We start from the raw sequence: 23,805 nt of genomic DNA, 5'->3' as shown, positions 1-23,805 counted from the left end.
CCCAGAGGGCGACGACGGCTGCGGCCGCGAGGGCGACGGCTCCCACGCGGGGCATGCTGCGGTTGACCATGCGGGGAGGCGCCCTTCCGACGGTGGCGCCCGTCGCGCCGATGGGCGGGAACGTAGGCGTCTCGAAAGGGCGTGCGGGGTCGCGACACGGCGACGCCCCTCAGTCTGGGGAGGGCGGCGACCACAGGCCGCGATGGCCGTATTGACCTCGGCGTTTCCCGGCGCAACAGTTGATGATCGCGGAACGCGGCAGCTGTCAGTTGTCGCTGCGCGCAGCTCCCCGCTCAGATCGGCTCCGGGGCGCCGATGGGATTGCCCACCGGCCAGTCACCGGCCGCGACCACCGCGCGGCGCACCGGCGTGAGGAGCTCGGCCAGCCGGTCGCAGCCGGCGTCGCCGAGGGCCTGCCACGGATCCAGCGCGAGCCGGTCGGTGTCGGCCTCGATGGCCGCCACCATGGCCAGGCCCTCCGCGGTCAGCTCGTCCTCGTCCAGCCAGCGCCGCTCGACCAGGCCGGCGACCGCCCGCTCCCAGGCCTCGTCGTCCCAGCCGCGGGCCCGCATCAGCCACTCCCGGTCCGACCGCCCGGCGGCCGCGGCGAGCACGTGGGCGGTCACGCCGTCGACCTCCCGCTGGACGAGCGCCACCGAGTGCCCGTCGCCGCGGTGCTCCCGGAGGGTGGTGAGCGCCTGCCAGAGCACCAGATGCGGCTCGCCGGGCACCTCCACCGCGGTGTTGGCGGCGGCCAGCGGCCGTCCCGGCAGGTCGACGGCAGCGGCCGCGGTGGCCGCCAGCTCCATCGCCTCGGCGGCCTCGGCGGAGGCGATCCACTCGTCGCCGAGCACCCGGCGGACCGCCGCGTCGACGCCGGCCAGCCGTGCCTCCAGCGCCGCGGCCGGGGAGGTGTCCGCCCAGATCCCGGGAACCCGGCGGGCGACGAAGGCCGGCGCGAAGTTGTAGAAGACCGCCGAGACGAGCTCCGGTCCGACGGCGCCGAGCGGGGCGGCGCGCAGGGCGAAGTAGCCGTTCCAGAAGCCGCGCAGGCCCACCTGCTCGGCGGCGTCGCGGCACTCCTGAGCGAAGTAGGTCAGCGCGTGGAACGGTTCCGCGAGCGTCCACAGCACGCGGGCCGTCCCCGGAGACGTCACCGGTCCTCCCGGGGGTCCTTCGTCATGCGCTCACGCTCTCGGGCACGCCGAGCCAGTCACGCCAGCGCGGGTCGACCGACCGCGTGCCCAGGAGCCGCCATGCCGCCCCGCTGGGCGTGCGCGGCGGGTGCGGCAGCGCCCAGCCCATCTCGGCCAGCGACCGGTCGGCCTTGGTGTGGTTGCACCGGCGGCAGGCGGCGACCACGTTGTCCCAGGTGTGCGTCCCGCCCCGGCTGCGGGGCACCACGTGGTCGATGCTCGTGGCCGACCCGCCGCAGTACACGCACGTCTGCCCGTCGCGGGTGAAGACCGCGCGCCGGGACAGCGGCACCGACGCCGGATAGGGCACGCGCACGTACCTGGTCAACCGGACGACGACCGGCACGGGGAGGCTGACGCGCTCGGCGTGCACGACGTCCGCCGCGGAGTCGACCGGCTCGGCCTTCTCCGCCAGGACGAGCACGATGGCCCGCCGGCTGGACACCACGCACAGGGGCTCGTAGGTGGCGTTGAGCAGCAGCGTGGCGCTCGTCGTCCCCGGCGACGGGACAGGCAGCACCGATGGACGGTGGGGGTCGCGGCGCGGGCCTGGATGACCCGCCGTCGACGACCCCGGCGCGGAACGCGGCACGGATCACCTCCGGACGCCCGGGACCGCCGGTGGCTCCGAGACCCGCGGGGCTGCCCCATTCTGACCTGAGAACGGCCGTTCGGCGCTGCTGGATTTCCCCGTCGCCCGGCTCGGAGGCCCCGACCGGCCACTACCGTGGGTGCGATGCGCTACCCCGAGGCCCCCGGCTCGACCTCGTCGAGGACCTGCACGGACACCGCGTCGCCGATCCCTACCGCTGGCTCGAGGACGACACCGACCCGCGGACCCGGGCCTGGAGCGAGGCGCAGGACGCCGTCGCCGGCGAGCTGCTCCCCTCCCTGCCGATGCGCCCGGAGTTCGCCACCCGCCTGGAGGCGCTGGTCCGCTCCGGCGCCGTCGGCGTTCCCGTCTGGCGCGGCGGGCGGGCCTTCTCGACCCGCCGGGACCCGGGCCAGGAGCACGCCGTCCTGCGGGTGCGGGAGGCCGACGGGACGGTGCGCGTGCTGGTCGACCCGATGGCGCTGGACCCGGAGGGGACGACGACGCTCGACGCGTGGTCGGCCTCGTGGGAGGGCGACCGGCTGGCCTACCAGCTCTCCACCGGAGGGGACGAGGAGTCCCGCCTGCACGTGCTGGACGTGACCACCGGCGAGCTCCTCGACGGGCCGATCGACCGCTGCCGCTACTCCCCGTGGCGTGGCTGCCCGGTGGCGAGGAGCTGTTCTACGTCCGGCGGCTCGCCCCCGACCAGGTGCCGGCCGGCGAGGAGCAGTTCCACCGCCGCGTCTGGCGGCACCGGGTCGGAGCTCCCGCGGACACCGACGTCCTGGTGCACGGCGAGGGCAGCGACCCCACCACCTACTTCGGCGTGCACGCCAGCCGCGACGGCCGCTGGCTCGTGGTCTCGGGCTCGGCCGGCACCGCTCCGCGCGACGACGTCTGGGTCGCGGACCTGAGCGGGAGCGGGGAGCTGCGTGACCTGCAGGTCGGCGTCGACGCGCAGACGGCCGCCTGGGTGGCCCGCGACGGCCGGCTGTGGCTCATGTCGGACCGGGGCACCCCGCGCTGGCGGCTGGCGGTCGCCGACCCGGCGGACCCGGCGACCTGGGCGCCCGACAGCTGGCAGGACGTCGTCCCCGAACTCCCCGACGCCGTGCTCTCCGACGTGGCGCTGGTCGACGCCCCCGACGGCTCCCTGCAGGTGCTCGCCGTCCACGCCGTCGACGCGACCGACCGGCTCTCGGTGTGGGCCGGGGACGGATCCGGCCGGCTGGCCGACGTCACCGGGCTGGGCGCGGGCAGCATCGCCGGCGTCAGCTCCCCGCCCGAGGGGGCGGCACGGCCTGGGTCGGCTACACCGACTACGCGACACCGCCGTCGGTGTTGCGCTGGGACGCCGCCTCGCCGACGACCCTGGAGGACTGGGAGCAGGCCGCGGTCGCTGGCGAGGTGCCGGAGCTCACCGTCGTCGAGACGCACGCGAGGTCGGCCGACGGGACCCCGGTCCACCTCTTCGTCCTCTCAGGAAGCGGAACCCCCGACGTCCCCCGGTCGACGGTGCTCTACGGGTACGGGGGCTTCAACGTCTCGGTCACCCCTGCCTACAGCGCCCAGGCCCTGTCCTGGGTCGCCGCGGGCGGAGTGTGGGCGGTGGCCAACCTGCGCGGCGGCTCCGAGCACGGCGAGGAGTGGCACCGGGCCGGGATGCGCGAGCGCAAGCAGAACGTCTTCGACGACTTCGCTGCCGCGGCCGAGCACCTCGTGGCCGACGGGTGGACGACGCACCGCCAGCTCGGGATCTTCGGCGGATCCAACGGTGGCCTGCTCGTCGGGGCGACCGTGACCCAGCGACCGGAGCTGGCCGCGGCGGCCGTCTGCAGCGCTCCGCTGCTGGACATGGTGCGGTACGAGCTCTTCGGGCTGGGCCGCACCTGGAACGACGAGTACGGCACGGCCGAGGACCCCACCGAGCTCGGCTGGCTGCTCGGCTACTCGCCGTACCACGCGGTCCGCGAGGGGACGGCGTACCCGGCCACGCTGTTCACCACGTTCGAGTCCGACACCCGGGTGCACCCCTGCACGGCCGCAAACTGGCCGCCGCGATGCAGCACGCCACGTCGTCCCGGGCGCCGATCGTGCTGCGCCGGGAGACCTCCGTGGGCCACGGTGCGCGGGCGGTGAGCCGCACGGTGGGGCTGGCGGCGGACCAGCTGGCGTTCCTCGCCGAGCACACCGGTCTGATCCTTCGGTAGGACGCGACGCACATCTCGCTGACATCGGGCCGCTCACCTGGAAGGATTTCCGGTGATGAGTCGATCACTATCAGTGCTGGCGGCGGACGACTCCGCGGTCATGCCCGACTGCGCGGACTACTGGCTCTGCCAGAAGCTGTTCGACTGGTTCGGGCTGGACTGGCTGGCCGAGAACGCCCGCGTGCTGGTGGCGACGCCCGCGCGGATCCTGCTGGTCGTGGTGCTGGCCACCGTCGCCCGGGCGCTGGCGCACCGCGCCATCCGGCGGCTCACCGACCGCACCGCCACCGGGGCGGTACCGACGATCCTGCGACCGCTGCGCAACCGGGTCGTCGAGGCCGACGTCGAGGGCCAGATCACCGAGCGACGCACGCAGCGCGCCGAGGCCATCGGCTCGGTGCTGGGCAGCTTCGCCTCCATCGTGATCCTCGGGATCGCCGTCGTCCTGGTCCTCGGCGAGCTCGGCATCAACCTCGCGCCGATCGTGGCCAGCGCCGGCGTCGTCGGCGTCGCCCTGGGGTTCGGGGCGCAGAACCTGATCAAGGACTTCATCGCCGGGATCGGCATCATCCTCGAGGACCAGTACGGGGTCGGCGACGTCGTCGATCTCGGCGAGGCGAGCGGCACCGTCGAGGCGGTCGGACTGCGCATCACCAGGCTGCGGGACATCAACGGGGTGGTCTGGTACGTCCGCAACGGCGAGATCCTGCGCGTGGGCAACAAGAGCCAGGGCTTCGCCCAGGTCGTCGTCGACATGCCGGTCGCGCACGACACCGACCTCGAGCGCGCGCGGACGATCATGCAGGAGGTCGCCGACGCCATGTACGTCGAGGACGAGTGGGCGCCGGTGCTGCTGGCCGAGCCCGAGTCCCTCGGCGTCGAGCAGATCACCTCGGAGGGCGTGTTCCTGCGGCTGATGGTCCGTGCCACCAACGCCGACCAGTGGCGGGTCGGCCGTGAGCTGCGGATGCGGCTCAAGGAGCGGTTCGTCGCCGAGGGCATCCGCACGCCCCTGCCACTGCTGACGGGGATGTCCGGCACCGCGGCGGGGCCCCGCTGACCGCGCCGGAGGGACCTCCCCGTCGGCACGCCGTTGCGGCAGGCCACGTTCCGCGAGGTCTTCGCCGTCCGGGAGTTCCGGCCGCTGTTCGGGACCTTCCTGCTCTCCACCGCCGGCGACGAGCTGGCCCGCGTGGCTCTGACGGTGCTCGTCTACCAGCGCACCGAGTCCCCGCTGCTCTCGGCGCTGACCTTCGCGATCGGCTACCTGCCGTGGCTGCTGGGCGGTCCGCTCCTGTCCGCCTTCGCCGACCGGCTCCCCGCCACCAGGTGCTCATCGTCACCGACGCCGCGCGGGCGGTACTCCTGGCCTGCATGGCGCTTCCGGGCATGCCGCTGCCGGCCATGCTCGCGCTGCTCTTCCTCGTCTCGCTGGGATCACCACCGTTCGAGTCCGCGCGCTCGGCGCTCATGGCCGACGTCCTGGACGGCGACCGGTACGCCGTCGCCACCTCGCTCACGAACATCACCCTGCAGCTGGCCCAGGTGGTCGGCTTCCTGGCCGCCGGAGCGCTCGTCGCGGTGCTGAGCCCGTCGGCCGCGCTGCTCATCGACGCCGTCACCTTCGCGGTGTCGGCGGTGTGGCTCTGGGCCGGGCTGCAGCGGCGCCCGGCGCCGTCGAACGGGTCCGGCGCCGCGCGGCGGTCACTGCTGCGCGACACCGGCGACGGTCTGCGGCTGATCCGCCGCTCCCCCGCCTGCTGGCGATCGTCGGCGTCCTGTGGGTGGCGACGCTGTTCGGCTACGCCGCCGAGGGCGTGGCCGCGCCCTGGGCCGACGAGCTCGGCCAGGGCGCCGCAGGCCTGGGTGTGCTGCTGGCGGCCAACCCGCTCGGCGTGGCCATCGGGGGTTGGTGGTCGCCCGGCTGATCGCACCCGAGCGGCGGGAGCGGCTGGTGGTGCCGCTGGTGGTGCTGTCGCTGGTCCCGGTGGTGCTCGCCGGCGTCGTCGGTGTGGTGCTCGGCGCGGGCAGCCTGCCCTTCGGCCTCGTGATCGGGCTGCTCTTCGTCTCCGGGATCGGCGCGGCGTGGCTCATCCCGCTCAACGTCTCCTTCGTCCAGGCCGTGCCGGCCTCCTTCCGGGGCCGCGCGTTCGGGGTCGCCGTGAGCGGCCTCTACGGGGTGCAGGGTCTCGGGGCCCTGGGCGCCGGCCTCGCCGCCGAGGGCGTCTCGGCCGGCGGTGCCGTCGCTCTCGCCGGAGCGGTGGGGCTGGTCGCCGTCGCCCCGATGCTCGTGGCGTTCCGCCGCACCCAGGGCTCCGTGGCGGCCGCCCCGCCGGTGAGGGACCATCGACGGCATGAGCGAGTCGAGCCGGTCCCTCCCCTCGGCGCGCACCTTCTACGACGAGGTCGGCGGCGCCCCGACCTTCAGCACGCTGGTCGCCCGCTTCTACGCGGCCGTGCGCACCGACCCGGTGCTCGCACCGCTGTACCCGCAGGACGACTGGGAAGGCGCCGAGCTGCGGCTCCGCGCCTTCCTGGAGCAGTACTGGGGCGGCCCGACGACGTACTCCCAGCAGCGCGGCCACCCCCGGCTGCGGATGCGGCACGCGCCCTTCGCGATCGGCCCGGTGGAGCGGGATGCGTGGCTGCGGCACATGCGCGCCGCCGTCGACTCCCTCGACCTGACCGCCGAGCAGGACGCCACGCTCTGGGGTTACCTGGAGATGGCGGCACGCAGCATGCAGAACCGGTTCCCCGACGACGCGGCCGGCGACCTCTCCCCTAGCAACGTCCGTCCGGCCCCTCCCGGGCACCGCCGCGAGCGTGCGAGCGGTGGGGAGGAGGGGTCCTTTCGCTGAGGAGCCCGGTGTCCCCGGAGCCGTCTGCCCGTGTGCCGTCCACCGACTGGTGGCGCGACGCGGTCTACTACCAGATCTACGTACGCAGCTTCGCCGACGGCAACGGCGACGGCGTCGGCGATCTGGCCGGGATCCGTTCGCGACTCCCCTACCTGGCCGGCCTGGGGTGGACGCGCTCTGGATCACGCCGTTCTACCCTCGCCCATGGCCGACCACGGCTACGACGTGGCCGACCCGCGGGACGTGGAGCCGGTCTTCGGCGATCTCGCGGAGTTCGACCTGCTCGTCACCGAGGCGCACGCCCTGGGCCTGCGGGTGACCATCGACTTAGTGCCCAACCACAGCTCGCACGACCACGAGTGGTTCCAGGCGGCGCTGGCCGCGGGTCCGGGGTCGCCGGAGCGCGCCCGCTACCTGTTCCGGGACGGGCGCGGGGTCGACGGCAGCGAGCCGCCGAACAACTGGCCGTCGGTCTTCGGCGGACCGGCGTGGACGCGGACGGCCGACGGGCAGTGGTACCTGCACATCTTCGCGCCCGAGCAGCCGGACCTGAACTTCGCGAACGCCGAGGTCGTCGCCGACCTCGAGGAGACGATGCGGTTCTGGCTGGACCGGGGCGTCGACGGCTTCCGGATCGACGTCGCGCACGGGATGGCCAAGCCCGACGGGCTGCCGGACATGGTGCCGATGGACGACACCGGGCTGCTCGCCGACCACGGCCCCGGCGACCACCGCTTCGACCAGGACGGCGTCCACGTGGTGCACCGGCGCATCCGCGCGGTCCTCGACCGGTATCCCGGGACCATGGCCGTCGGCGAGGTCTGGGTGTCCGACGACGTCCGGCTCGCGCAGTACCTGCGGGAGGACGAGCTGCAGCTCGCCTTCAACTTCAAGCTGCTCACCGCGGAGTGGGACGCCGACGCACTGCGGCAGGCGGTCACGGACTCCCTGGCCGCGGTCGAGGGGACCCCGCCCCGGCGTGCTGGGTGCTGTCCAACCACGACCGGCCGAGGCACGTCACGCGCTACGGCGACGGGGAGCTGGGCCTGCGGCGAGCCCGGGCCGCCGCCCTGCTGCAGCTCGCCCTGCCGGGGGCCGCCTACCTCTACAACGGCGACGAACTGGGCATGCCCGACGCCGACCTGCCCGATCACGTGCTGCAGGACCCCATCTGGGAGCGGTCGGGTCGCACCGAGCGGGGGCGCGACGCCTGCCGGATCCCGGTGCCGTGGTCGGGGGCGGAGCCCCGTACGGGTTCTCCTCGCGGGCGGACACCTGGCTGCCGATGCCGAGCGGCTGGGAACGGCTCACCGCGGAAGCCCAGACGCAGGATCCGTCGTCGATGCAGTCGCTGTACCGAACTGCGCTGGAGCTGCGCCGGACGTCGGGGGTGTTCGGCGACGAGAGCCTGGCGTGGGCCCCGGCCCCCGAGGGTTGTCTCGCGTTCCGGCGCAGCGGCGGGCTGCTCTGCCTGGTCAATCTCTCCGGCGCCGCGGTGCCCCTGCCGGAGGGACGGGTGCTGCTGTCCAGCGCGGAGTGCGGCGACGGCACCCTGCCGGTCGACGCCGCGGTCTGGCTGACGGCGTGACCCCGGCTCGACCCGCGAAAGCGGTAGGGCAGACTCTCCGGTGATCAGCGGCGCCCTCGGCGCCCCACCCGCCGTTCCAGGAGGTTCCGTGGCCACCGCCTCGATGCCCGCGCTGCCGTCGCGCCCGCTCGTCCTCGCCGACCTCGTCCCGGCCGTGCGTGCCCGCACCGCTGGTCTCGTGGCGCTCGGCGTGCTGTTCACAGCGCTGCTGGCGCAGGTGGCGGTGCCGGTGCCGGGCTCCCCGTGCCGATCACCGGTCAGACGCTGGCCGTGGTGCTCACCGCCGCCGCGCTCGGCCCGGCCCGCGGGGTGGCGGTCCAGGTGGTCTACATGCTGGCCGCGCTGGTCGGGCTCCCGTTCTACTCCGACGCCAGCGGCGGTGTCGACGTCGTCTTCGGGGCGACCGGCGGCTACGTGGTGGGCTTCATCCCGGCCGCGTTCCTGATCGGTCTGGCCGCCAAGCACGGCGTCGACCGCAACCCACTGAAGGCCGTGCCGCTGTTCATCGCCGGCCAGGCGGTCATCTTCGCGGTGGGCGTGCCGTGGCTGGCCCTGAGCGCTGACCTGTCGGCGAGCCAGGCCCTGGACGCGGGCTTCTACCCGTTCATCCTGGGCGGGATCGTGAAGGCCGCCGTCGCCGCGGCCGTGCTCGGAACGGCGTGGAAGCTCACCCGCCGCGGCTGACGATCGCACGCTCTCCGACCCCCTGGCGCCCCGGCGCCAGGGGGTCGATGCGTTTCACGGGCCGGGTCCCGCCGACGATCATGAACTCTCGGTGGCGACTCTCCGGTGCGACCCGGCGTGTCGGCCCGCCAGCTTCATGATCGTCGGCGATCAGGGCTCGTCGGCGTAGCGCAGCAGGAAGGCTTTCTCCTCCGGCGTGATCCGCCGGGGCCGCTCGAGCGCGAAGTCGAAGGGCACCAGCACGGTGCTGCCGGTGACGGCCAGGCGTCCGTGGTCGAAGAGCTCGTAGTGGCAGCGGAAGGACGCTGCCCGGATGGTGTCGACCCAGACCTGGATCTCCAGCGGATCGGCGTCGTAGACCACCGACCGCTTGTAGGCGATCTCGTGCGAGTGGACGACCAGGCCGCGCCGCATGCCGGTCTTCTCGTCATGGGTCGGGTGCTCGAAGAACAGGTTGACGCGGGCCATCTCGAAGTAGCCGAGGAAGGCCACGTTGTTGATGTGCTGGTAGGCGTCCATGTCCGACCAGCGCATCGGCACGTGCACCGTGTGTCTCACGCCGGCCACCCTGCCGTACCGCGGGGCGGGCGCGCACCCGGGCCCCGCGGACGCCCTACCGTGACCCGATGGGCGACGCCTGGGCTGTGGAGGTGGCGGGGTGCTCACCCTGCCCTCGGGGCGCCGGGTGCTGGGACGGGGCCTCCGGGAGCCGCCGCCGCAGCAGCTGCCCGAGCACGGCGTCTACCTGCTGGGCCGGCGGCCACCCGTGACGGCCTGGGACCAGCGCTGGGTGCGCTGGCGGGACTTCGGGCTGCCGGCCGACGCGACGGATCTGCGCGAGGCGCTGCGGATCGCCTGGGAGCGTGCCTCGGGCGAGCGCGTGGAGATCGCCTGCCGCGGTGGCACGGGGCGCACCGGCACGGCGCTGGCCTGCCTGGCCGTGCTGGACGGCGTGCCCGCGGAGGAGGCGGTCGCGTTCGTCCGCCGCCACTACCGGCCGCGGGCGGTCGAGACCAGGCGCCAGCGCCGGTTCGTGCTCCGGTTCGCGGAGAACGCACAGGCCCCGCTGCAGGGCCCCGCGTCGAGCCTGCCTGGTGTGGGGGCAGCGGGTGACAGGACCCTCCTCCCCTCCGCCCTCGCACGCGCGGGCCGAGCCTCCGACGAGGGCCTCAGTCGCGGCTGAGCTTGCGGTAGGTCGCCCGGTGCGGCCGGGTCGCCTCCTGGCCGAGCCGCTCGATCTTGTTCTTCTCGTAGTCCTGGAAGTTGCCCTCGAACCAGAACCACTTGGACTCGCCCTCGTAGGCCAGGATGTGCGTCGCCACGCGGTCGAGGAACCACCGGTCGTGGCTGACCACGACGGCACAGCCGGGGAACTCCAGCAGGGCGCCCTCGAGGCTGGTCAGCGTCTCGGTGTCCAGGTCGTTGGTCGGCTCGTCGAGCAGCAGCAGGTTGCCGCCCTGCTTGAGGGTCAACGCGAGGTTGAGCCTGTTCCGCTCTCCACCGGACAGCACGCCCGCCGGCTTCTGCTGGTCCGGGCCCTTGAACCCGAACGCCGCGATGTAGGCGCGTGAGGGCATCTCGACGTTGCCCACCTTGATGTGGTCGAGGCCGTCGGAGACGACCTCCCACAGCGTCTTCTTCGGGTCGATGCCGCTGCGGTTCTGCTCGACGTAGGAAAGCTTGACCGTCTCGCCGACCTTGATCTCGCCGTCGTCGGCCTTCTCCTCGCCGACCAGCATCTTGAACAGCGTGGTCTTGCCGACGCCGTTGGGGCCGACGACGCCCACGATGCCGTTGCGCGGCAGGGTGAACGACAGCTCGTCGATCAGCACGCGGTCGCCGAAGCCCTTGGTGAGCTTGTTGGTCTCGACGACGACGCTGCCCAGGCGCGGGCCCGGCGGGATCTGGATCTCCTCGAAGTCCAGCTTGCGGAACTTGTCCGCCTCCGCGGCCATCTCCTCGTACCGGGCGAGCCGCGCCTTGCTCTTGGCCTGACGCGCCTTGGCGCCCGAGCGGACCCACTCGAGCTCGTCCTTGAGCCGCTTGGCGCGCTTGGCGTCCTTGGCCCCTTCGACCTGCAGGCGGGCGGCCTTGGTCTCGAGGTACGTGGAGTAGTTGCCCTCGTACGGGTACGCGCGGCCGCGGTCGAGCTCGAGGATCCACTGGGCCACGTTGTCGAGGAAGTACCGGTCGTGCGTGACGGCGACGACGGTGCCGGCGTACTTCTCCAGGTGCTGCTCCAGCCACGCCACGCTCTCGGCGTCGAGGTGGTTCGTGGGCTCGTCGAGCAGCAGCAGGTCGGGCGCCTCGAGCAGCAGCCTGCACAGCGCGACGCGCCGGCGCTCACCGCCGGACAGCACCGTGACGTCGGCGTCGCCGGGCGGGCAGCGCAGGGCGTCCATGGCCTGCTCGATGCGGGCGTCGAGCTCCCAGCCGTCCTGGTTCTCGATGACCTCCATCAGCTCGCCCTGCTCGGCCATCAGCGCGTCGAAGTCGGCGTCGGGCTCCCCATCGCCGCGCTGACCTCCTCGAAGCGGGTCAGCGCATCCCGGAGGGGCTTCACCGCCTCCTCCACGTTGCCGCGGACGTCGAGGTTCTCGTTGAGCGGCGGCTCCTGGAGCAGGATGCCGACCGTCGCCTCGGGCGCGAGCGTCGCCTCACCGTTCGAGGGCTGCTGCATCCCGGCCATGATCTGGAGCACGGTCGACTTGCCGGCACCATTGGGGCCGACGACACCGATCTTGGCGCCGGGCAGGAACGACAGGGTGACGTTGTCGAGGATCACCTTGTCGCCGTGCGCCTTGCGCGCGCGGACCATCGTGTAGATGTACTGAGCCACTGGGCTTCGGAGCCTTCCGTCGTCGTGCGAGCGGGGGTGGGGCCGCCGTTCGCGGCCCCACCCCGTACGTTCTCGCCTCCGATCCTCCCAGCCCGGGCAACTAGACGTGCGCGGGCTCCCGGGAGTAGTCGGCGGGGTCTCCTCGTCCAACGTCGCGCCCCCGTCCTCGTAGTCCCTGCCCTCGACCAGTCCTTCCGTCTCCTCCGGCGTCTCCTCCGGCGGGCCGGTCGGCGCCGTCGCCCCGTCCGAGCCGGCTGCCGACGGGCGCGCGGCCTTCCGGAAGTCGGCGACGCCGCGCACCAGGTTGGGGCCGACCGCCTCCGCCTTGATCTGCGGCCGGCTGCGACGACCCTGCTCCGACTCCCACTCGTGGGTCCGGATCGCGCCCACGACGACGACCGGATCCCCTTGCTGATGCTGTGCGAGACGTTGCCGCCCAGCTCGCCCCAGCACTCCACGTCGACGAAGAAGGAGTGTCCGTCGATCCAGCCCTCCGTGGCGCTGTCGAAGCGGCGCTCGGTGGCCGCGACGCGGAAGTTGGTGACGCTCCCGTTCTGGGTGCGCTTCCGGGTGGGCGAGGTGACGACGTTGCCGATGACGGTGATCTCGGTGGCGTTCACGGTGCTCCTCTGGGGATGCGGCGCCGGACGGCGCGACCGGCGACGTGCCGATGTGCACCGAGCGTGGTGTCGGCCGACCGCCGGGTGGAGCCCGTCGTGCGATCTGTGGACGGCGTCCCGCCCTGTGGACGCCCACCCCGCCGCATGACCCCGGCGGCGGCGATCGCGTTCCGGACACCGCCGATGCGATGATCGGCAGCCGAGCGCCCGTAGCTCAGTGGATAGAGCAGGTGCCTTCTAAGCACTTGGTCGCAGGTTCGATCCCTGCCGGGCGCGCTCATCGCCGGCACGACCGGCCGGGTCCGTTCCCACCCCGTACGGAAAGCCGCAGGTCAGGGGATTCGGCTCAACTGCGCCCATCGCTGGCCGTAACCACTGGTGCACCACCGTTCACCGCTGACCCACCCGTCGACCGATCCACGAGGAGCACCTGTGGGTCTGCGCGTCGTCTCCGACATCGCGGGGATGAGCGCCCACCGCCACCTGTCGCTGACCAGCACCCGGGTGGGCACGACGCTCGAGCGCCTGGCCTCCGGTCTCCGGATCAACCGGGCGGCCGACGACGCAGCGGGACTGGCCATCTCGGAGGGGCTGCGCTCCCAGGTCGGCGGGATCCGTCAGGCCGCGCGCAACAGCCGGGACGCCGTCGGCGTCGTGCAGATCGCCGAGGGCGCGCTACGCGAGACGACGTCGGTCCTCCAGCGCATGCGCGACCTCGCCGTCCAGGCTGCCAACGACGGCGGCCTGGACGGCGACGCCACAGCCGCGATCCAGGAGGAGCTGGATCAGCTGAAGAGCGAGCTGACACGCATCGCCGTCGTCACGACGTTCAACGGCACCCCCTGCTGGACGGGACCTACACCGGCACGTTCCAGGTCGGGCCCGACCGTGGCGACACCATCTCGGTGACCCTCGGCCGCGCAATGAGCGCGAGGGGCTCGGGGTCGGCGCCGTGAACATCGCCGCCACCACCGACCCCGCCTCCGTGGGCCCGCACCAGGCCCAGGGCCGGACGGAGCGGCCACGGACCGGGCAGGTCGTCTTCGTCGGCGTCACCTCGGCCGGGAGCGTCGGAGCGCTGACCGGCACCATCACCTACGACGGCCAGGAACTCGACCTGAGCAGCGTGGTCCACACCGACACGAACGCCGACGGCGTCATCGACACCGGCGAACAGGTGGCCCGGCTCAACGCCGCCGCCGCGGCGCAGGGCTTCACCCATCGGCCCGATCCCTTCGTGGACGACGGCGACGACCTGATCTTCCGGGGCGCCGAACCCGCCGCGGACGCGACGGCCGCTGAACTGACCGCCCGGAGTCCGCAGTACAGCGAGCTGTCCGACGACGTCCTGGCCGTCGCGGCGAGCACCTCCGTCCCGCCGCAGGGCGGGATGCTCACGTTCCCGGGGACGTCGGCCGCCGACCTGCCCTTCCTGCGCGGCAGCATCACCGTCAACGGCAACACCCTCGAACTGGGCGCCGTCGACTACGGCGACAGCGCCGTCATCAGCGGTTCGGAGGCGCTGAGCCGGCTGAACGCCGCTGCCCAGGCCGCAGGGATCACGACGGACGACCACGCCTTCGTGGAGAGCCGGCTCCTCACGCTGAGCGAGGACGAGTACGCCGACCACGGGAGGACCCTGCGGTTCCTCGGCCCCACCCCTCCCGAGGGGGCCACGAGCGCTGAACTGACGAGTCTCAGCCCCGTCTTCACCCCGGGTCAGGACACCATCACCATGATCGACGCGGCCATCCGGACCGTGTCGACGCAACGAGCCGGGCTGGGTGCGCTGCAGAACCGGCTCGAGCACACGATCGCCAACCTGGACGTCGCCCACGAGAACACCGTCGCGTCGCTGTCGCGGATCCGGGACGCCGACATGGCCCAGGAGCTGGTGTCGCTCACCCGCGACCAGGTCCTCCGGGACGCCGGCGCAGCGATGGCGGCACAGGCGAACCAGTCCACGCGCAACGTGCTGAGGCTGCTGCAGGCCTGAGCGCCGGTGCGGCCGGCCGGAGGAGGACGCACGGTTGTCCGTGAATCCAGGTCGCTGTGTCGTGCATTACACGGCAACGACCTGGGTAGACGCCTCGCCGAGTCACGGGGGAACCAGCGAGTCAACGATGGATCGTCGGGAGTGACGGTGGGGCAGTCGATGTCGCCAGGCCAGTTCGAACCGGACACCAGCACGACCGGGGGCGGGGCCCACGCGCGCCACGGGAGGCCGCCTCGACGGCTGGGCCGGCGGCGCTGGTTCGTGGCGGCCGGCGTGGTCGCGGCGTTCACCGGCATGGTGGCTCCCCTGCGGAGTCACCGGCACTGGTCGCGGTCGGGCATGCGGACGACGTCGCCGTGCCGCGGACCCTCGCGGCACGCTGGGCCATCCCCGCGCTCAGCGAGGGAGCTCCCCGCGGGTCGACGACCCTGACCGCGGTGCCCGCGAGCGCGGCCGGCCCGCAGCCCTCCCCGAACCCGCGATCACCGGTCTGGCCGCCAACGGGATACCGAACGTCGCGCTCAACGCCTACCGCGTCGCCGCCGCCCGCATGGCCTCGGCCAAGCCCGGGTGCGGCCTCGACTGGTCCCTGCTGGCCGGCATCGGCCGCATCGAGTCCAACCACGGCCGGTACGGCGGCGCCGTCCTCGCCCCGGACGGAACGGCCACCCCGAAGATCCTCGGGCCGGCCCTGGACGGCGGGAAGTTCGCCTACATCGGCGACAGCGACGACGGCGCGTGGGACGACGACACCACCTACGACCGCGCGATGGGTCCGATGCAGTTCATCCCGACGACGTGGCGCTCCTACGCGATCGACGCCGACGACAACGGCGTGGCCGATCCGTTCAACATCAACGACGCCGCCCTGGCTGCCGCCAACTACCTCTGCGTCGCCGGGGGCGACCTGCGCACCGACGCCGGCCTGCGCCGCGCCGTCCTGGCCTACAACCACTCCGACGAGTACGTCGCCGAGGTGCTCGCGCTCGCCCGGGCCTACGCCACCGGGATGCCGGTGGCCGATCTGCCCATCGTCGGGAACACCAGCGGGGCCGTGCCGCCGCCCTCGGCGTTCTACGGCGCACCCGCCGCACCCGGGCCCGCGATCGGCCTGCGGGACACCACGACCTCGCCGCCCGGTGAGACCACGGCGTACTCGCCGCCGGCCGGCTCGGGCGGTGGTGCGGCCGCACAGCCGCCCGCCGCAGAGGCCGGACCGGTCCAGCCGGCCGCGACGGGCGGCGGGGGCGCACCGCAGCAGGGCAGCCCGCCGCCGGCCTCGGGTCAGGCACCACCGGCGACGTCCGCGGGTCGGCCGCCCGCTCCAGCTCCTGCGCCCGCACCGGCGCCCGCACCGGCGCCCGCACCGGCGCCCGGGCCGCTGCCGGTGCCCGTCCCGCTGCCGCAGCCCCCGCCGAACCCGCTGCCTCCGCCCCTCCTCCGCCGGCCGACCCCGCACCGCCGGTGGCAGCACTCGTCCCCGGGGTGACCTGCACGCTGCTGGGCCCCTCGGGCAGCCCCTCCTGCCCGACCTCCCGACCTGCCCGTGAGGCGGCGAGCGGTCACAGCTCCCAGGAGGCCGGCACGCGGGAGTCGGGGACGTAGCAGCAGTACGTCCCCGTGCGGATCGTCCGCTCCAGGTGATCGGCCATCGCCGGATGGTGCTCGGCGATGCGGGAGACGGCGTAGCGCAGGGATCGCGTGACGCTGGCGCGGGCCCGCTCGGACGTGGACCCTGCGACTCTGCTCCGCCCACCGAGCCCGAACGCGCCGGCCAGCTCCCGGAGCAGGTAGTCGCGGTCGGCCCGGGCGAGCGCCGAGCGCCCGGTGTCACCGAGCGCCGCCGCCTCGTCCAGGTCGTCGTCGATCTCGGCCAGGCGGCGCTTGTAGGCCGCCCGCGCCTGGCCGTCGACGACCGGCCCGAGGTCGGCACCGATCCCCGCAGCCTCGCCCACCTCGCCCGCCACCAGGTCGAGGACGTGGAACTCCCGGTCCGGCGCGCCCAGCAGCCGGGCCAGGTAGCGCATGCCCTTGAGGTCCCGCAGGACGACGGTCCGGCCCGCGAAGGCGACGCTCCGGACGTCGCCCTCCAGGCGGAACACGCTCCCGGACGTCGGACGCGCGGGGACCGACCCACGGCGAGGCTGCGTCAGTCCACCGGCGCCGATCCGGTCGGCCACCGCGAGCGCCGTGCGTTCCTCCAGGCAGGCGCGGTCCGGGCGCCCCCGCAGCCGCTCGCCCTCGGCCAGGGCCAGGCGCGCGGCCGCGGCCTCGTACGGGGCACCCACCTCGCTCCAGCCGGCCAGTGCCGCACCGCACTCGCGGACGGCGGTCTCGCCGTCCCCCACGGCGAGGGCCACCCGGCCGCGCGCGCCGGCCGCCGCGGCGGCGAGCGCCTGGCTGTGGAACGTCTCGGCGATCGCCGACAGCTGAGCGGCTGCCGACTGCGCGGTCTCGACGTCTCCTGCCGCGACACCGATCTCGGCCTGGGCCGCCAGCAGGGGCGCGCTGCGCAGGGCGCCGAGCGGCGGCCACTCCTTGGACGGCACCGGGCACGGGTGCTCCAGCGCGTCGGCGATCATGACCGCGGCGTCCGCGACCTCGCCCTGGGCCAACCGGAGCAGCGCCAGCCACGGCTGGGGGTTCCAGCCGTGCTCGAGCGCCTCGCGGAACGACTCGTCGGCACCCGGGAGGTCGCCCTTGCGCAACCGGATGGCACCCAGCTCGGTGAGCGGCCAGCCGAACTCCCGGCGCATCCACGGCCGCAGCTCGCGGCAGGCCTCGAGCGCCTCCTGCTCGGCCGCCGAGCAGGAGCCGCGCAACCGCAGGATCTCGGCCCGGTGCACCCGGCAGCGGCCGTTGATGCCCCCGTACGCGGTGCCCGCCCGCCACAGCTCCATGGCCTCGGTCCACTGCTCGGCCCGGTCGTACTGCGCCAATCCCTGCATCGCGCAGATCAGCTCGCAATAGACCATGCCGGCGCCCAGCGGATCGAGCTCGCCCGACACCACGCTCACCGCCGCCTCGTCCAGCAGTTCGAGCCCTCGGTCGACAGAGCCGCCCAGGATGACCAGCCGGGCAGCCGCGACCCGGCCCAGCGCTGCCGCCAGCGGGACGGCCTGGCGCTCACCGAGCTCGACGGCCCGCTCCGCCCAGCGCGCGGAGGACTCGGCGTCGCCGCACATGAAGCGCTCGTAGGTGCGCCCCATCGCCACGAGCGCGTGGGTCGGTGACTCCGGCCGGTCCCCCAGCAGGCGCTCCGCCCTGGCCAGCCAGCCGCGCACCGGCGCCATCAGCCCGGTGTCCATCATCAGGTACATGGCGACCGTCGCGGCGGCTGCCGCCGCGGCCGCGTCGTCCCCGAGCGACTGCGACAGCGCGCACTGCTGCTCCCAGGCGGTGATCGCGGCCTCGAACTCGCCGGCCCCGTAGGCGGCGCGTCCCAGGAGGTCCAGTTCGGCCGGCGTCAGCGGCCGCTGCTGCCGGAGTTCGCGGAGGCGCTCGAGGGCGGCCGACCACTCACCCCGATCCAGAGCAGCACCGGGCCGCCCGTCCGTCCCGAGCTGGTCGACCTCGCCCACCGTCACCGCGCCTCCGCCGTCGAGACGCCCGAGCGTAGGGGCGCGCGGACGCATGGAGGAGACCCGCGACCTCCCCGCCGGAACAACGTTTGTTCCGCCTCTCCCTACGACCGGCCGGATGGCCGGCCCCGGACGAGGAGAGGACACGACCATGAACGGCGCACTCGACGAACTCCCCATCGAGGTCCAGCAGGGCGGCATCGTCACCCGGTACGCGGAGTGGGGTGACATGGCGGTGCGCTTCGCGCGCGTTCCCGCGGGAACGGACATGAGCCCGGTGCTCGAGGGACTGCCCGGCGACCGCTGCCCGAGCCCGCACTGGGGGCTGGTCCTGGAGGGTGCGGTGCGGCTCACCGGGGCGGACGGCGACGAGGAGGTCACCCGGGCCGGGCACGCCTACTACTGGCCGGCCGGGCACACCGCTCGGATGGACGAGGACACGGCCTTCCTCGAGATCGGGCCGGTCGCGGCGATGCGGCAGTTCAGCGAGCACGCGAAGGCGAAGTTCGCCTGATCCGGTGCCGTCGCTCCGGAGGCGCTCAGCGCCGCCGGGTCGACGGCGGCCGGAGGACGGCGAACGGGTCGGTGACCTCCAGGGCGGGGACCGCGAAGCGGTAGAGCGTGGCCGGCCGTCCTCCGGCTCGTCCGGGGACGCCATCTCGCCGGTCGCCTCCAGCACCCCCGGCGCAGGAGCACGCGCTGGAGGTTGGTCGCGGTGACGTCGTAGCCGAGGGCCGCGACGTAGCTCTCCCGCAGCTCGGCGATCGTGAACTCCGGCGGGGCGAGCGCGAAGGCGACGTTGGTGTACGACAGCTTGGCCCGCAGCCGGGCGAGTGCGGATCCGACGATCGAGCCGTGGTCGAAGGCGGTGGCCGGCAGCGCGTCCGTCGGGTGCCAGGCGGTGTCATCGGGCAGCGCGGGATCGATGTGCGACGGCACGAGGCCGAGGTAGGCGGTGGCCACCGTCCGCCCCCGCGGGTCGCGGTCGGGGTCGCTGCGCGTCTCCAGCTGCTCCAGGTGGGCGAGCTGGCGCACCTCCACCTTGCTGGCCAGCTGCCGGGCGATCGAGGTGCCGAGCCGCTCGTCGGGCAGCAGCGGACCGCCCGGCAGCGCCCAGGTGTCCGCGAAGGGCTCGTTGGCCCGCTGCCAGAGCATCACGTGCAGCCGCGCCGCCCGGACCTGCAGCACCGCGGCGAGCGCGTGGTGCGGGTAGGCGGGTCGGTCCGGCGAGGACCACACAGAGGGCACGAGGGGAATGCTACGGTCGTCCCGCAGGTTTTCGACTGTGAGTATCAAACCCCACGCCTCCGGAGGTCCCGGTGACCGCAACGCTGCCCGCCCCCACCGCTTCCAGCTGGTCGCCCGACCAGTGGGATGCCTGGCGCGACGAGGTCCGGCGACTCGCCCGCGAGCGCGACGCCGTCGTCCTGGCGCACAACTACCAGGCCCCGGAGATCCAGGACGTCGCCGACCACGTGGGCGACTCGCTCGCGCTCTCCCGCCTCGCCGCCTCCAGCGACGCGTCGACGATCGTCTTCGCCGGCGTCCACTTCATGGCCGAGACCGCCAAGATCCTCGCGCCGGAGAAGACGGTCCTCGTCCCCGATGCGAACGCCGGCTGCTCCCTCGCCGACACGATCACCGCCGACCAGCTGCGGGCGTGGAAGGCCGAGCACCCGGGCGCCGTCGTCGTCTCCTACGTGAACACCTCCGCCGAGGTGAAGGCCGAGACCGACATCTGCTGCACGTCGTCCAACGCCGTCGAGGTCGTGGAGTCGATCCCCGCCGAGCACGAGGTCCTCTTCCTCCCCGACCAGTTCCTCGGCGCCCACGTCCAGCGGGTCACCGGCCGGCAGAACATGCGCATCTGGATGGGCGAGTGCCACGTGCACGCCGGCATCTCCCCACCGACCTGCGCGCCAGCGTCGAGGCCGCTCCGGACGCCGAGCTGCTGGTGCACCCCGAGTGCGGCTGCGCCACCAGCGCGCTCTGGATGGTGTCGGACGGCCAGCTGCCCACCGAACGCGTGCACATCCTCTCCACCGGCGGGATGCTCGACGAGGCCCGCCGGACGACGGCGAAGCGCGTGCTGGTCGCCACCGAGATCGGCATGCTGCACCAGCTGCGCCAGGCCAACCCGGTGACGTCGTTCGAGCCGGTCAACTCCCGCGCCGCCTGCCCCTACATGAAGATGTCGACACCGGAGAAGCTGCTGCGCGCGCTGCGCGAGGGCCGCGACGAGGTCACCGTCGACCCGGCGATCGCCGCCCGCGCCCGTGCGGCGGTGGAGGCGATGGTGGCCATCGGCACGCCGTCGCCGGTCGGTGAGTGACGTGAGCGCGAGCCTCGCGCGCGTCGTCGCGGCGCTGCCTCTCCCCGCAGCGGGCTGGACCCGCCGCACCGACGTCGTCGTGGTCGGCAGCGGCGCCGCCGGGCTGATGACGGCGGTGGCGCTGGCCGACGCCGGGCGCGCGGTCACCCTCGTGACGAAGGGCGCCCTCGGCGACGGCAGCACCGCCTGGGCCCAGGGTGGCCTGGCCGCCGTGCTCGGTCCGGACGACGACGCCGACCTGCACGTACACGACACCCTCGTGGCCGGAGCCGGCTTGTGCGACGAGGACGCCGTCCGCACCCTGGTGGCCGAGGCGCCGGCCGCCGTCGAGCTGCTGCAGGAGCTCGGTGCCCGGCTCGACCTCGACGGGGCGGGCCGGCCCGCCCTGACCCGGGAGGGCGGGCACAGCCGCGACCGGATCGTGCACGCCGGCGGCGACGCCAGCGGAGCGGAGGTGACCCGCACGCTCGGCGACGGGCTGCGCTCGCGCGGCATCGAGGTGCTGCAGCACACGGCGGCGCTCGAGACCCTGCGCACCGACGACGGGCGGGTCAGGGGCCTCCGGGTCGCGCGGATCTCCGACGGTGCGCTGGTCGACGCCGGCGACCTGCACGCGCGGGCCGTCGTCCTGGCCACGGGCGGCTACGGGCAGGTGTACGCCGCCAGCTCCAACCCGGCCGGGGCGACCGGCGACGGGCTGGCACTCGCGCTGCGGGCGGGCGCCGAGGTCGCCGACGTCGAGATGGTGCAGTTCCACCCCACCGTCCTCTGGTGCGGGCCCGGCGCCGAGGGACAGCAGGTGCTGATCTCCGAGGCGGTGCGCGGCGAAGGTGCCGTCCTGGTCGACGCCGGCGGACAGCGGATCATGCCGGGCGCCCATCCGCTGGCCGACCTCGCCCCGCGCGACGTCGTCTCGGCGACGATCGCCGCGCAACTCCGGGCCACCGGCACCGACTCCGTCTTCCTGGACGCCTCGCACCTGGGTGCGGACTTCCTCGCCCGCCGCTTCCCGGGCATCACCGCGGCCTGCGCGGCAGCGGGGTTCGACCTGACCCGTGCGCCGGTACCGGTTGCACCGGCCGCCCACTACGCCTGCGGCGGGGTGGTCGCCGACCTGGACGGGCGCACCACCGTGCCCGGGCTCTACGCCGTCGGCGAGGTGGCCTGCACCGGCGTGCAGGGCGCCAACCGGCTGGCGTCCAACTCGATCACCGAGGGCCTGGTATCCGCCCGCCGGTGCGCCGCCCTGCTCGCCGAGGACCTGCCCGTCGCCGCGCCACCGGCGCCGGCGGGTGGGGTGGCCGGCGCTGTCGACCCGTCCGCCCGGGCTGCGCTGACCGCGGCCACCACCCGGCACGCCGGCGTGGTCCGCGACGCCGACGGCCTCACCCAACTGGCCGGCCTCCTCGGTGCGCTCCCCGGCTCGGCCCCGACGCCGTCCTCGACGCCGCGGCGGTGGAGACGACGGCGCTGCACACGGTGGCCACGCTCCTGGCTTCCGCTGCGCTGGCCCGGACGGAGAGCCGCGGCTGCCACCGCCGACTCGACTTCCCGAAGACGCGGCCGGAGTGGCAGGTCCGGCTGGTGCACCGGCTCGACCGGAGCGGTCACCTGCACACCCGCACCGAGCCGGTGCGGACCTCGCGGTGGCGCAGGTGGTGGCGTGACCGGCGAGGGGGTGCTGCGCCCCGTCCTGTCGACGGCCCTCGAGGCCGCGGGACTCCACCCGGCCGAGGTCGTGCAAGTCATCCGCCGGGCACTCGAGGAGGACCTGGCGCTCGGCCCGGACGTCACCACCGACTCGACCGTCCCGGCGGGAGCGCGGGCGACGGGCGACATCGTGCCGCGCACCACCGGCGTGCTCGCCGGGGTGCCGGTGGCGGCCGCGGTCTTCGACCTGGTCGGCGGCCCGGAGGTGCAGGTCGAGCTGCACGCCGACGACGGGACGCCGGCGCAGCCGGGCACGCCGGTCCTGACCGTGGCCGGGCCGACGCGGGCACTGCTCACCGCCGAACGGACGGCGCTGAACCTGATCTGCCACCTGTCCGGGATCGCGACGCTGACCCAGCGCTGGGTCGACGCCGTCGCCGGCACCGGAGCGGCCATCCGCGACACCCGCAAGACCACGCCCGGGCTCCGCGCGCTGGAGAAGTACGCCGTCCGGTGCGGCCGCGGGGTCAACCACCGGATGGCCCTCGGCGACGCCGCGCTGGTCAAGGACAACCACGTCGCTGCGGCCGGTGGGATCAGCGCGGCGGTGGACGCGGTGCGCGCCTCCGCGCCGGGCGTGCCGCTGGAGGTCGAGTGCGACACGCTCGACCAGGTGCAGGAGGCCATCGCTTCCGGGGTCGAGCTGGTGCTGCTGGACAACTTCTCGCTGGCCGACACCCGGTCGGCGGTAGAACTCGTGCGCGGATCGGGTGTCCGGCTGGAGGCCAGCGGCGGGCTCTCCCTGGACCGGGCCGCGGAGGTGGCGGAGACCGGCGTCGACTACCTCGCCGTCGGCGCACTGACCCACAGCGCCCCGGTGCTCGACCTCGGGTTCGACCTACGCGGCTGAGTCGTGGGAGGCAGGGTGCTCGTCGAGGAAGCGCCGCAGGCGACGGGTGTCCTTCCGAACGTGCACCACGGCGGCCACCACGCAGGCGGCCATTCCCAGCACGAGGACGAGGCGCACCGTGTCCGGCGCGGCGGTGTACTGACCGACGAAGAGCAGCAGCAGGGCGCTCGGAGAAGCCAGGGGCGCGGGGCGCACCAGCTGCAGGAGCGCCGCGTGGCGCACGAGCGCTAGGTCCTCCGGCGTGAGCGGCTCCTGGCCGCGCGCCTGCCGGAGCAGTCCCTTGTGCTCCTGGCGGGTGAGCCAGTGCAGCGGCCGGCTCCAACCCCGCGTGTGCCGCACGGCGCCGGAGTGGACGACGAGGACGGAGATCATCCCGACCAGACCGACCACCTGCATCGCGATGCCGGCGGCGATGCGCCAGGGCGGAGGGTCAGCGTGCGCCCGGAGCGAGGCCAGGTCCACCACCGCCAGGAGCAGCACGGTGACGACGGAGAACCCCGCCACCAGCACAGCGAGGACGACGAGGCGCCGCTGCAGCCGCAACCGCCGGCGCCGCTTGTCGGCCGGCTCGGGTGGCAGCCGGTCCAGCACCGCCCGGGCCCGGGCCCAGTCGTCCTCGTCCCTGCTTGAAGCCACCTTCGGCAGCCTGCCGTGGAGTTCCACACCCTGCGCCTGTGATTCGCCGCTTTCCTCCGGCCGGGTGACGTTCCTATCGGAGGATGCCGCCCGCTACTGGGGTTCTGCAG

At 74.0% G+C, this 23,805-nt stretch carries 20 protein-coding genes, 1 tRNA gene and 9 pseudogenes; 21 read left to right on the top strand and 9 right to left on the bottom strand.

Features of this window, described 5'->3' with window-relative positions:
* Nucleotides 1-293 precede the first annotated feature (293 nt).
* Together U6N30_RS06800 and U6N30_RS06795 are read right to left on the bottom strand one after the other, a co-directional pair.
* Entirely contained in the window at nt 294-1,157 is an 864-nt protein-coding gene (locus tag U6N30_RS06800) for an SCO6745 family protein (protein ID WP_324276667.1), read from the bottom strand.
* A 22-nt stretch (nt 1,158-1,179) separates the two neighbouring features.
* Nucleotides 1,180-1,716, bottom strand: coding sequence for an HNH endonuclease (locus tag U6N30_RS06795; protein WP_324276666.1), 537 nt, complete (start codon nt 1,714-1,716; stop codon nt 1,180-1,182).
* Between the two features lie 2 nt (nt 1,717-1,718).
* Here U6N30_RS06795 and U6N30_RS06790 point away from each other — a divergent pair.
* The 11 genes and pseudogenes from U6N30_RS06790 to U6N30_RS06745 form a co-directional block, all read left to right on the top strand.
* Nucleotides 1,719-2,384, top strand: a pseudogene (locus tag U6N30_RS06790) (hypothetical protein); the annotation flags it as partial.
* Nucleotides 2,303-3,016, top strand: a pseudogene (locus tag U6N30_RS06785) (hypothetical protein); the annotation flags it as partial. The pseudogenes U6N30_RS06790 and U6N30_RS06785, both read left to right, overlap by 82 nt.
* Nucleotides 3,017-3,129: 113 nt before the next feature.
* Nucleotides 3,130-3,930: a prolyl oligopeptidase family serine peptidase gene (locus U6N30_RS06780; RefSeq protein WP_324276665.1), complete on the top strand. Its 801-nt coding sequence runs from the start codon at nt 3,130-3,132 to the stop codon at nt 3,928-3,930.
* Nucleotides 3,931-4,056: 126 nt separating this feature from the next.
* Nucleotides 4,057-5,061: a mechanosensitive ion channel family protein gene (locus tag U6N30_RS06775; RefSeq protein ID WP_324278191.1), complete on the top strand. Its 1,005-nt coding sequence runs from the start codon at nt 4,057-4,059 to the stop codon at nt 5,059-5,061.
* Nucleotides 5,062-5,375: 314 nt separating this feature from the next.
* Nucleotides 5,376-5,705: pseudogene (locus U6N30_RS06770) on the top strand (MFS transporter); the annotation flags it as partial.
* Nucleotides 5,706-5,785: 80 nt separating this feature from the next.
* Nucleotides 5,786-5,929 (top strand): hypothetical protein, encoded by a 144-nt coding sequence (locus U6N30_RS06765; protein ID WP_324278659.1) that lies wholly within the window; start codon nt 5,786-5,788, stop codon nt 5,927-5,929.
* A gap of 426 nt (nt 5,930-6,355) precedes the next feature.
* A complete protein-coding gene (locus tag U6N30_RS06760; RefSeq protein WP_324276664.1) occupies nt 6,356-6,859 on the top strand; it encodes a globin in 504 nt (167 codons plus the stop codon).
* Between the two features lie 8 nt (nt 6,860-6,867).
* Nucleotides 6,868-6,984, top strand: a pseudogene (locus tag U6N30_RS35320) (hypothetical protein); the annotation flags it as partial.
* 79 nt (nt 6,985-7,063) lie between these two features.
* Nucleotides 7,064-7,726, top strand: a pseudogene (locus U6N30_RS06755) (alpha-amylase family glycosyl hydrolase); the annotation flags it as partial.
* Nucleotides 7,727-7,767: 41 nt separating this feature from the next.
* The gene (locus tag U6N30_RS06750) at nt 7,768-8,439 is read left to right on the top strand and encodes an alpha-amylase family glycosyl hydrolase (protein WP_324278190.1); all 672 of its coding nucleotides are present in this window, start codon (nt 7,768-7,770) and stop codon (nt 8,437-8,439) included.
* 251 nt (nt 8,440-8,690) lie between these two features.
* Nucleotides 8,691-9,131 carry a biotin transporter BioY gene (locus U6N30_RS06745; RefSeq protein WP_324276663.1) on the top strand — a complete coding sequence of 147 codons (441 nt, stop codon included), beginning with the start codon at nt 8,691-8,693 and terminating at the stop codon, nt 9,129-9,131.
* Between the two features lie 150 nt (nt 9,132-9,281).
* On the opposite strand, the gene U6N30_RS06740 is transcribed toward U6N30_RS06745, so the two are convergent.
* Nucleotides 9,282-9,689: an acyl-CoA thioesterase gene (locus tag U6N30_RS06740; protein WP_324276662.1), complete on the bottom strand. Its 408-nt coding sequence runs from the start codon at nt 9,687-9,689 to the stop codon at nt 9,282-9,284.
* 100 nt (nt 9,690-9,789) lie between these two features.
* Here U6N30_RS06740 and U6N30_RS06735 point away from each other — a divergent pair, with 100 nt between their 5' ends.
* Nucleotides 9,790-10,314: a protein-tyrosine phosphatase family protein gene (locus U6N30_RS06735; protein ID WP_324276661.1), complete on the top strand. Its 525-nt coding sequence runs from the start codon at nt 9,790-9,792 to the stop codon at nt 10,312-10,314.
* On the opposite strand, the gene ettA is transcribed toward U6N30_RS06735, so the two are convergent.
* From ettA to U6N30_RS35310, 3 genes and pseudogenes are all read right to left on the bottom strand, one after another.
* Nucleotides 10,301-11,611, bottom strand: a complete 1,311-nt coding sequence (gene ettA, locus U6N30_RS06730) for an energy-dependent translational throttle protein EttA (protein ID WP_479690581.1) — start codon at nt 11,609-11,611, stop codon at nt 10,301-10,303. The two genes, U6N30_RS06735 and ettA, sit on opposite strands and share 14 nt — an antisense overlap.
* Complete coding sequence (locus U6N30_RS35315) at nt 11,611-12,360, bottom strand: ATP-binding cassette domain-containing protein (RefSeq protein WP_479690580.1); 750 nt, start codon at nt 12,358-12,360, stop codon at nt 11,611-11,613. The genes ettA and U6N30_RS35315 overlap by 1 nt, the downstream gene beginning before the upstream one ends.
* 74 nt (nt 12,361-12,434) lie before the next feature.
* A pseudogene (locus U6N30_RS35310) lies at nt 12,435-12,590 on the bottom strand (single-stranded DNA-binding protein); the annotation flags it as partial.
* A 203-nt stretch (nt 12,591-12,793) separates the two neighbouring features.
* Here U6N30_RS35310 and U6N30_RS06720 point away from each other — a divergent pair.
* The 4 genes from U6N30_RS06720 to U6N30_RS06705 all read left to right on the top strand — a co-directional run bounded on the left by U6N30_RS06720 (nt 12,794) and on the right by U6N30_RS06705 (nt 16,075).
* Nucleotides 12,794-12,866 (top strand) — tRNA-Arg (locus U6N30_RS06720).
* 156 nt (nt 12,867-13,022) lie between these two features.
* Nucleotides 13,023-13,499: a flagellin N-terminal helical domain-containing protein gene (locus U6N30_RS06715; RefSeq protein WP_324276659.1), complete on the top strand. Its 477-nt coding sequence runs from the start codon at nt 13,023-13,025 to the stop codon at nt 13,497-13,499.
* A 43-nt stretch (nt 13,500-13,542) separates the two neighbouring features.
* The gene (locus tag U6N30_RS06710) at nt 13,543-14,586 is read left to right on the top strand and encodes a flagellin (RefSeq protein WP_324276658.1); all 1,044 of its coding nucleotides are present in this window, start codon (nt 13,543-13,545) and stop codon (nt 14,584-14,586) included.
* 550 nt (nt 14,587-15,136) lie between these two features.
* On the top strand, nt 15,137-16,075 hold the full coding sequence (locus U6N30_RS06705; RefSeq protein ID WP_324276657.1) for a lytic transglycosylase domain-containing protein: 939 nt from the start codon (nt 15,137-15,139) through the stop codon (nt 16,073-16,075).
* A gap of 73 nt (nt 16,076-16,148) precedes the next feature.
* Here the strand turns inward: U6N30_RS06705 and U6N30_RS06700 are convergent, their stop codons facing one another.
* Complete coding sequence (locus U6N30_RS06700) at nt 16,149-18,173, bottom strand: tetratricopeptide repeat protein (protein WP_324276656.1); 2,025 nt, start codon at nt 18,171-18,173, stop codon at nt 16,149-16,151.
* A gap of 145 nt (nt 18,174-18,318) precedes the next feature.
* Here U6N30_RS06700 and U6N30_RS06695 point away from each other — a divergent pair, with 145 nt between their 5' ends.
* Entirely contained in the window at nt 18,319-18,681 is a 363-nt protein-coding gene (locus U6N30_RS06695) for a cupin domain-containing protein (RefSeq protein WP_324276655.1), read from the top strand.
* Here the strand turns inward: U6N30_RS06695 and U6N30_RS06690 are convergent.
* Complete coding sequence (locus U6N30_RS06690; RefSeq protein WP_324276654.1) at nt 18,567-19,415, bottom strand: NUDIX hydrolase; 849 nt, start codon at nt 19,413-19,415, stop codon at nt 18,567-18,569. The genes U6N30_RS06695 and U6N30_RS06690 overlap by 115 nt on opposite strands.
* A gap of 71 nt (nt 19,416-19,486) precedes the next feature.
* Here U6N30_RS06690 and nadA point away from each other — a divergent pair.
* The 4 genes and pseudogenes from nadA to nadC all read left to right on the top strand — a co-directional run bounded on the left by nadA (nt 19,487) and on the right by nadC (nt 23,059).
* Nucleotides 19,487-20,499 (top strand): annotated as a pseudogene (nadA, locus tag U6N30_RS33505) (quinolinate synthase NadA).
* A gap of 106 nt (nt 20,500-20,605) precedes the next feature.
* Nucleotides 20,606-21,838 (top strand): annotated as a pseudogene (locus tag U6N30_RS06675) (L-aspartate oxidase); the annotation flags it as partial.
* Nucleotides 21,736-22,086, top strand: a pseudogene (locus U6N30_RS06670) (hypothetical protein); the annotation flags it as partial. The pseudogenes U6N30_RS06675 and U6N30_RS06670, both read left to right, overlap by 103 nt.
* Before the next feature lie 76 nt (nt 22,087-22,162).
* A complete protein-coding gene (gene nadC, locus U6N30_RS06665; protein ID WP_324278189.1) occupies nt 22,163-23,059 on the top strand; it encodes a carboxylating nicotinate-nucleotide diphosphorylase in 897 nt (298 codons plus the stop codon).
* On the opposite strand, the gene U6N30_RS06660 is transcribed toward nadC, so the two are convergent.
* Entirely contained in the window at nt 23,048-23,695 is a 648-nt protein-coding gene (locus tag U6N30_RS06660) for a hypothetical protein (RefSeq protein ID WP_324276652.1), read from the bottom strand. The two genes, nadC and U6N30_RS06660, sit on opposite strands and share 12 nt — an antisense overlap.
* Nucleotides 23,696-23,805: the final 110 nt, after the last annotated feature.

Source organism: Blastococcus brunescens, from assembly GCF_035320885.1.
GTDB classification, from domain to species: domain Bacteria; phylum Actinomycetota; class Actinomycetes; order Mycobacteriales; family Geodermatophilaceae; genus Blastococcus_B; species Blastococcus_B brunescens.
The sequence above is the reverse complement of the archived record's forward strand: the minus strand, read 5'-3'. Positions and strand labels throughout refer to the sequence as shown.